The sequence below is a fragment of the Acetobacter estunensis genome (assembly GCF_011516945.1).
In the GTDB taxonomy this organism is placed as follows: domain Bacteria; phylum Pseudomonadota; class Alphaproteobacteria; order Acetobacterales; family Acetobacteraceae; genus Acetobacter; species Acetobacter estunensis.
In genome coordinates this window covers 1-8250 of record NZ_WOTH01000068.1, presented here as the reverse complement: position 1 = coordinate 8250, position 8250 = coordinate 1, and the positions used below count along the sequence as shown (strand labels likewise).

Annotated in this window: 6 protein-coding genes and 1 pseudogene; 4 read left to right on the top strand and 3 right to left on the bottom strand. The window is 55.6% G+C overall.

Going from position 1 to position 8250, the window contains the following annotated elements:
• Window positions 1-101, top strand: a pseudogene (locus GOB87_RS15860) (IS5/IS1182 family transposase); the annotation flags it as partial.
• A 579-nt stretch (window positions 102-680) separates the two neighbouring features.
• Here GOB87_RS15860 and GOB87_RS15855 read toward each other — a convergent pair.
• From GOB87_RS15855 to GOB87_RS15845, 3 genes are all read right to left on the bottom strand, one after another.
• Window positions 681-3734: an efflux RND transporter permease subunit gene (locus tag GOB87_RS15855; protein ID WP_166318967.1), complete on the bottom strand. Its 3054-nt coding sequence runs from the start codon at window positions 3732-3734 to the stop codon at window positions 681-683.
• Window positions 3731-4732 carry an efflux RND transporter periplasmic adaptor subunit gene (locus tag GOB87_RS15850; protein ID WP_264806433.1) on the bottom strand — a complete coding sequence of 334 codons (1002 nt, stop codon included), beginning with the start codon at window positions 4730-4732 and terminating at the stop codon, window positions 3731-3733. Before GOB87_RS15850 ends, GOB87_RS15855 begins: the two co-directional genes overlap by 4 nt.
• 192 nt (window positions 4733-4924) lie before the next feature.
• Entirely contained in the window at window positions 4925-5500 is a 576-nt protein-coding gene (locus GOB87_RS15845) for a TetR/AcrR family transcriptional regulator (RefSeq protein WP_264806430.1), read from the bottom strand.
• 226 nt (window positions 5501-5726) lie between these two features.
• On the opposite strand from GOB87_RS15845, the gene GOB87_RS15840 reads away from it, so the two are divergent.
• The 3 genes from GOB87_RS15840 to GOB87_RS15830 all read left to right on the top strand — a co-directional run bounded on the left by GOB87_RS15840 (window position 5727) and on the right by GOB87_RS15830 (window position 8178).
• The gene (locus GOB87_RS15840) at window positions 5727-7160 is read left to right on the top strand and encodes an efflux transporter outer membrane subunit (protein ID WP_166318958.1); all 1434 of its coding nucleotides are present in this window, start codon (window positions 5727-5729) and stop codon (window positions 7158-7160) included.
• Complete coding sequence (locus GOB87_RS15835; protein ID WP_166318955.1) at window positions 7157-7786, top strand: hypothetical protein; 630 nt, start codon at window positions 7157-7159, stop codon at window positions 7784-7786. Before GOB87_RS15840 ends, GOB87_RS15835 begins: the two co-directional genes overlap by 4 nt.
• An 86-nt stretch (window positions 7787-7872) precedes the next feature.
• The gene (locus tag GOB87_RS15830) at window positions 7873-8178 is read left to right on the top strand and encodes a hypothetical protein (RefSeq protein WP_166318952.1); all 306 of its coding nucleotides are present in this window, start codon (window positions 7873-7875) and stop codon (window positions 8176-8178) included.
• Window positions 8179-8250 lie beyond the last annotated feature (72 nt).

Below are 8250 nucleotides of genomic sequence, written 5' to 3'. Positions count from 1 at the left end.
TCACGAAGGATGTCGAGACAACAATCTCGTCATCCTGCGCATGGTTGATGATTGCCCATATCCGCAGAGTTCTGCGAAAAATCAATCAAACCGCTTTCTGATTCAGGCTCTGAGACGGTTCCGCGCTTATACCCGGTTTGATAGGTCGAAAAATAGACGGCCTGGCGCGCGACCTCGATCAGCATTGTGCCAGGGACATGCTCATGATCTTTTCTGTAGAAATAATAATGATCTGCAGAATTCTTCATCGTAAAAGAGAAGGGAGGGATGTCATCCGTAAAAGCAGAAAGGGTTTCCTGAAATTGAGGGGTCTGAGTGTCAACGCCAAATTGAAGGGCAACCTGATGCGGGATTCCTACTCTTTCGCTGGAGACGGAAGATATATTTTTCAAATCCTTGAAAAGGTAGAACCCACCTTCGGGTGATAGAACAAACAGTTTCCCGATCTCGCTGTCCGTATCGCGTATGATCTGGTGGTATTCGGCGGATGTCAAAATCGATGGAAGGGCATATCTGGGGGCAGAAATGAGGACGTCATCGCAGGAATTTTTATGCAGGAGATCGGGTTCGATAGATGTTTTTTTCCAAAATGCGGTCGAGTTTATCATCTGAATGTCCATTGATTGTTCTCCGTTTTCAAGTTCCGTGTGCTCATGACTTGGGGGGGAGATCCTCCTTGTTCATCGCGATGTCTCAGGCTTTCCTTGAGGCCACAGCGTATACAAAGCAGGCAGGAAGAGCAGTGTCAGGACAGTCCCCGCTGCCGTTCCGCCGATTAGAGTAAATGCCAGTGCTCCCCAGAAAATCGATTCCGTTAGGGGAATGAAAGCCAGGATTGCCGCAAGCGCGGTGAGAATGACCGGGCGAGCCCTCTGAACCGTGGCTTCGACAACGGCATCAAGAAGCTCCATTCCCTCTTCACGATTGGTATGAATCTGGCCGATCAGAATCAACGTATTGCGCATCAGGATGCCCGAGAGACCAATAAGCCCCAGGATCGCGTTGAAGCCGAATGGCTGGTGAAACAGGAGAAGCGTGGGGACCATTCCAATCAGCCCGAGCGGAGCCGTCATAAAAACCATCGTCATCGCCGAAAGGGATCGGGTTTCAACAACGATAACCCCGAGCATGAGAAGAATCATGATGGGAAAGATCGGCGCCATTGCCGCATTGGCTTTGGCTGATTCCTCCGTATTGCCGCCGGTCTCGACGCGGTATCCTTCTGGAACAGCGGCTCGCAACGACCCCAGCGCCTTGTCCAGTCGAGCGGCAACCTCGGGAGGTTGAAGTTGATCGTTGATATCAGCCTGCACGGTTATCGTAGGGATACGATCCCGCCGCCAGAGGACCGGTTCCTCGCTATGATACTCCAGCACGCCGATCTGACGGAGCGGGATACGACGCCCGTTCGCAGCGACAAGCTCCTGATCGAGCAGTCGGGCCGGATCTGCACGGGACTGGCCGTCAGAACGTACTACCAGTTCAACCGCGCGAATGTCCTCGGGTACCTGCGCGGTGTTTATGCCCTGCAACATAAATCGCGCCTGACGTGAGACAGTCTCGGGTGAGAGACCCAATTGCGCCAGTCTGCCCTGATTCATCACAAAATGCAGGGATGGCTGCTTTTCGCCCCAATCGGTGTTGACCTGCCGCGTGTCGGGGTCGGCCCGCACGATATCGCTGACCTGTTGAGCGATATGACGGACCGTTTGCGCGTCAGGCCCCATGACACGGTACATGATCGGATAATGTGTATAGGGACCGAACACGAACTCGGTTGCCCGGACTCTGGCCTCCGAGGCCAGACCGTTCCCGACGGCCTGCCGCAAACTGTCCCGGAGCCGATCTCGCTGCTTCGCGTCGGCGGTCATAATGACAATCTTTGCAAACGCCGGGTCGGGCAACTCTGGATTATAGGCAAGAAAGAAGCGAGGCGCCCCCCCTCCAATATAACTTGTGACGCTCCGGGTTTCAGACTGTTTCTGGAGCCAGTCGCTGACTTTCCGCGTTGCAGCAGCGGTGCTCTGGATAGACGCGCCTTCCGGCATCGTCACTTCCGCCAGAAGTTCCGGCCGGTCCGAACTGGGAAAAAACTGCTGCCTTACAAATCCCATACCGCCAAACGCCAGCACGAAGAGGCAGACCACACCGGCACAGACAGCTTTGTTATGAGTTATCACGCTGCGAACCAGACGCCGGAACCGTTCATACCGTGCGGAGTGATAGGGGGACTGGTCGTGGGCCACCCGGAAGTCCGGCAGGAATTTGACACCCAGATAAGGCGTGAAAATAACGGCGACGAACCATGAGGTGATCAGGGCGAACGCCACGATCCAGAAGATGTTTCCTGCGTATTCGCCTGCGGCAGACTGCGCAAACCCGATGGGTATGAAACCAATGATCGTCACGAGCGTCCCCGCGAGCATCGGAGCCGCTGTGTGTGACCAGGCGTATGACGCGGCCGCGATGCGGTTCATGCCTCCCTCAAGCTTCACGACCATCATTTCGATAGCGATGATCGCGTCGTCGACAAGAAGTCCGAGTGAGATGATCAGTGCGCCAAGCGTGATCCGGTCGAGGGCGCGGCCCGTGACGAGCATGATGATCATGACGATGGCCAGCGTCAGGGGCACGGCAGCCGCAACGACGAGGCCGACACGAAAGCCGAGACTGATAAAGCTGACCAGCATGACGACGCTCAACGCCACGAAGAATTTCAGCATGAACTCGCCGACAGCGGCGTGAATGTTTTGTGCCTGATTGACGATCCTCGTGAGCGTAAGTCCGACAGGCAGGCTTCGATTGATGCCATCTTCGGCATGGGACAGTGCGTCCCCGAGCTTCAGACCATTCCAGCCAGGTCGCATCACGACATTGAGAACCAGGGCTGTCTGGTTGTTGTGACGGGCCAGAAACTCTGGAGGATCCTCGTAACCCTCCCGAACCTGCGCGATATCACCCAGCCGAAGAGTACGACCACCGACACTGATCGTGGTATTTCCGATAATGTCCGGTCCTGACAGCGGCTGCCGTGTGCGAATATAAAGTCGCCCTGCCTGCGTTTCCACAAAGCCCGCGTCCACGACATCATTCCGCGCCTGAATTGCCTGGGTAACGTCCGTCACGCCGAGGCCAAGTTCCGCGAGCTTCGTATGGGAAAGATCGACATACAGCCGCTCTGGCTGCTCGCCGACGATGGCTACTTTTTCGACACCGGGCACGTGCAGCAGTTTTTCTCGCACGGTCTCCGCCGCGCGTGTCACCAGAGAGAGCGGGGCGTCCTTGCTTTCAAGGGTGTAGACCGTGAAGACCACGTCGGAATATTCGTCGTTGACGAAAGGGCCTATAGCGCCACGTGGAAGCACATGCGCGCTGTCCCCCAGTTTTTTCCGCGCCTGATAGAACTCTTCCGGTACGACCGAGGGAGGCGTATTGTCCTTCAGGGTAAGCATCATGACCGCCATGCCCGGGCGCGTCATCGTTTCCACCCGGTCGTACCACGTCAGCTCCTGCAAGCGCTTTTCCAACGGATCGGCGACCAGATTCTGGACTTCCTCGGCTGTGGCACCCGGCCACAGCACGGTCGCTGTCAGTGTCTTGACGGTAAAACTTGGCTCTTCCGCACGACCCAACGCAAAAAAAGCATATGCACCGGACAGTGCAAGGGCGACGATCAGGAACAATGTAATCGCCTGCTCTCTGACGGCCCATGCCGAGAGATTGAACGCCTTCATTGCATCTGTGCCCTGTCAGGTGAGATCGTCACTGCTTCTCCCGCATGGAGATCATGAACACCTGCGGATACGATGTGTAGGTCATGAGCAATGCTCAGGTTATTTATCGTCCGATCAGAGACAATGAGAGCACGATTGGCCTCAATGCCCAGGATATGGACGGCATGAAAGAAAACCGTGTTGTGAGTGGAATCAATGATCCACACACCTGGTCCCTCGCCACGATCAAGGATCGCGGAAAGAGGAATGATTACGTGATCCTCCGTCGGCGACGAGAGCGTGACCGAAAGCGTCTGTCCGATCCTTGGAGTGCCAGCACCATTCGGGATGACGTATCGCGCATTTATTGTTCTGGTCGCCGGATCTTCCGATGCTCCGATTTGACGTAGCAGCGCGGTAGGAGCGATGGTCCGCCCACTCCCGGCATCCGCGATGATCGCGGATGATCCGACATCAGGAGAGATATTTTCGGGAAGATCCACGGACGCTTCCAGCGGTCCTGCCTGTGCCAGCGTCAAAACAGGCTGGCCAGCCGATACGACTGTACCTGTTTCGGCAATCACGGTGAGGACGGTCCCGTCCTCATCCGCCTTCAGGACAGTATAGTCGTTCCGGTCGCGGGCGATGCTGTGATTGGCTTCCGCCGCCCACAGTTGCGCATGGAGACTCTCGGCCCGGCTGCGTATTCCGCCATAGAACGACTTGGACACTGCCCCTGTCTGCTCCAGGCCCCGGTAGCGGCGTTCGTCCGCTGCGGCGTTCTCCCAGGCCGCGCGCAAGGATGCCGCGTTCGCACCCTGGTTGGTCACGTCATGGGCGAGATCCGTTCTGTCGAGGGTCATCAGCACGTCGCCGCGATGTACTTTCTGACCTTCATCAACAGCCCGGGAGACGATTTTCCCTGCAACACGAAAGGCGACCGTGGTCTGTATGCGTGCGGCGGCGATTGCTGGATACGTTCGAGACGAATTCGCACCATGGCCGGGAGCAACTGCGATGACGGCGCGAGGACCTGTCCGTGGATCTGGTGGCTTATGCTTGTGGCAAGCGGTCAGGGGAAAGATGAGCAATGTGACCAAGCATCTTCCAAAAAACCGTCTTTTTGGCGGCATCCCCATTGCTCCCTCGATTCATCGTGGAAGCCATCTTCGCCGCGAGTGATGATATTGTCAATTCGTCACTTGTTATTTCTAAGCTGAAAGGCTCCTGAGCACCAAGCCGGCCAGAAGAGACGCATCCTCGACAAGAGTATTATGATTGAATTCAAGGAGCACGGGATGTCGGACGGGCTGAAGTGCGAGCACCACGCCACGGCAGGCTTCTTCCAGCGGCGTCTTGCGCTCGAACTCCCCCGTCTCCCGACCGTCGGCGATAACCGATCTGACGTGTAGCAGCAGTTCGGCGTCGAAGTCCGTGGCTGTCGACCAGCCTTCCTCAAGAGCCGCAAGAACAATGTCGTGCATTTTCCTGTCGTTGAACAGAAGGTCGATTCCATCACGGGCAAGAGTTAGGAAGATAAGGCGCAGCCTTTCCGACGCCGGCTTGCCGGACCTTACGACACCCTCGATGTCCGTCATCACCCGGTCGTGGCACTGTCGGCAAATCTCCTCGCCGATTGCCCGCTTGGAGTCGAAGAATTTGTAAATATACGCGGTGGACAGGCCGATCGCCTTCGCGAGATCGGCAACTGTAGTTTTCTTGTATCCGTAGTGGCGAAAATGCTCATTGGCTGCGCCGAGTATTTGCTCTCGCCGCTCATGATCCACAGGGCCTCTCTGGCCGTTACCTGCTGGTCTCATCGGAACCTCGTTTTTGTGAAGCGCTGTGCCTCTTACATAGTTCTGCCGATCTGCGTTGACAATGAGTGACGTTATATGGAACACGTCACTTGAGGACTTTGAGGTGATCTGACCTTCAGAAAGGGGTACGGGGTTGAGTCATGGCTCATATCGCGGGGCAACGCAGAAGCGTTCCAGCTTTAGAGGGGTAAAAATGCGCTGGACAACGGTCCGGCGCGGCGCTCTTGCCGCGGCAGCGTTGCTCGGCCTGACCGCGTGCGCGGTGGGGCCTGACTATCACCGGCCAATAACGCCGCTTCGACCGTTTCATAACGTCGGTATTATCGCACCATCGTCCGGTACCCGCGAAAATGACGTCGCTTGGTGGACATCCTTTGGCGATCCTGAATTGAATAGAATTGAAACGAGGGTTCTAGCTATGAACCTTGATCTCAGGGCTGCGTTCGCGCGTGTCCTACAAGGACGTGCCGTAGCGCGCTCGGCTGCGGCACAAATGCTGCCAACGATCGATCTCAACCCGCAGGTATCGGCAACCCGGCTCTCGGAAGAGGGATTGATCGGACATATTGTCCGTCAGATTCCTCATTTCAATCGCGATTATCGGGAATACAATGTTGGTGGTGTTGCCAGCTGGGAGCTGGATGTTGCTGGCGGGCTTCGACGGGCACATGAGGCTGCGAGAGATGAATTTCAGGCAGCCGAAGCGGAGCAGGCCGGTGTGCGCGTGAGTATCGCCGCCGAAGCAGCTGACACATATTTCCGCATTCGCGGCATTCAGTTAAGTCTCCAGGACGCAAGAGAGGCGGTAGACGCCAGTGAAAAGCTCCTGGATCTTGTCCAGCAACGTCACGACCGGGGCGTTGCGGACGATCGTGAAAGATCACAAGCCGCAGCTGCACTGGAAACCGAAAGGCAGCGGGTCCTCGATATTGAGCGCCAGAAGGAGACTCACCTCAATCGTCTCGATGTACTTATGGGTGCCCAGCCGGGGACCTATGCCGGTGAGCTCGAGACAACGACAGAATTGCCGGTCGTTCCCAAGCCAGCAGTAGCGGCTCAATCGTTGGATGTGTTGCGACGCCGACCCGATGTGCTCGCATCCGAACGACGCCTCGCAGCGAGGAATGCGGATATTGGCGTCGCGCTGGCGGCCTATTATCCGAAGATATCGCTACAGGGCGCGTTGGGATTTGAGAGCATGAGTCCGCGGCAACTGTTCGTTGCACCGGGATTTCAGCCGACCGCCACAGGTGCATTGCGCTGGCGAATTTTCGATTTTGGCAAAATTTCCAGCGAAGTTGCCCGCGCGCGAGGAAATTATGCCGAGGCGCTCGCTGACTATCGTTCGACGATGCTGCATGCAGCGGAAGACGTCGAAAACGCTTTTTTCCACCTTAGTCAAACTCACCGGATTTTGGCATCTGAAACACGGGACGTTAATGCGCTGGAACGGGTATCGGTTCTGACCCAGCAGTCTTATGCGACAGGCGCTATGGGGCTTGGCGAGGTGTTGCAATCCCGGCTCAGCCTACTCAAGGCGCAGGAAACCCTGACGTCTACCCGCGCAGAGGAACTCCGGGCTGCCGTTGAATGCTTTAGGGCGATGGGAGGGGGGTGGCGCATATGAGCTTCGTGTCGGATAGCACAAAAAAATCGAGTTCGACCGTTGATCAACGCAGCGATCGGGCACTGCTGGACAAATTCATGCCGACATACGACTTCGCTGAAAAGCACTCGGTCGAAGTCGAGAGCGGAGCTGATACGGTGTTCACGCACGCTGAGCAGTTCAGGATGCGCCATGATCCGGCTGCACGGTTTTTTCTAACACTGCGTTTCCCCAGTCGAAAAACCGTTAAATCGTCGGGTCGGTCGATGTTCGACTTTGAAGATTTCACGGTGCTCTACTCGGAACCCGATAAAGAAATCATCAGAGGATTGATTGTCCCTTCGCGCGTCGATTCAGATTCCCTTGGTGTGTGCCGCTATTTTTCACGAGGGGGCGGATTTCCCGCATCATCCTCCTACAAGCTGACATTCATTCTCTCCGTTCATCCGATATCGGCAAGCAAATGTATTCTCTCAACTGAAACCCGCGTGAAATGCAATGGATTACTCGCTTTACTCCTGTTTTCTCCTTATTGGCTCCTCATCAGGGCACCGAGTGGGCTGCTTCGACGACGCATGCTGTCCCTGATCAAGGAGGCATCCGAACAAGAGCGCAAATCCCAGCTACCCCGTAACCGGTCACCATAAGACAACAATCCGGAATCTCCGCAAAGCAATAAAAACGGCTCGCAAGTTTTGTTTTTAAGACTGCCGCAGACAGAAATAGGTGCATCATGAAGCATAGCGTCCGGGACATTATTTATTCCTCCATAGAATACCATAATGAAAATAGTGATACTCCTGTGGATATAAATGAGGGCGATACCGCAAAACTTTTTAGTGAAGGCGGTCCTCTGGACTCGCTCGCACTTGTTTCATTGATTTCAGATGTCGAGGCAAATCTGAAATCAATGACTGGTGTGGATGTTCACTTGCTTGCTTATGCAAGCCAGAAAAATCCAGGAAACAGAGATTTTGCGACGGTCGGAAGCCTAATTGGCCTAGGGTTTGTGGGGATTCACATGAGGCTTGGGTTATGATTCAAGCTTCGGATGGAACGCTTTGTGCTGACAGACGCCCAATGGGCGCTGATTGAACCTCATTGCCTTGGC

Coding starts and splice junctions, on each gene's coding strand:
- GOB87_RS15855 (WP_166318967.1), bottom strand. CDS start 3,734: ATGAAGGCGTTCAATCTCTCGGCATGGGCCGTCAGAGAGCAGGCGATT.
- GOB87_RS15840 (WP_166318958.1), top strand. CDS start 5,727: ATGCGCTGGACAACGGTCCGGCGCGGCGCTCTTGCCGCGGCAGCGTTG.
- GOB87_RS15835 (WP_166318955.1), top strand. CDS start 7,157: ATGAGCTTCGTGTCGGATAGCACAAAAAAATCGAGTTCGACCGTTGAT.
- GOB87_RS15830 (WP_166318952.1), top strand. CDS start 7,873: ATGAAGCATAGCGTCCGGGACATTATTTATTCCTCCATAGAATACCAT.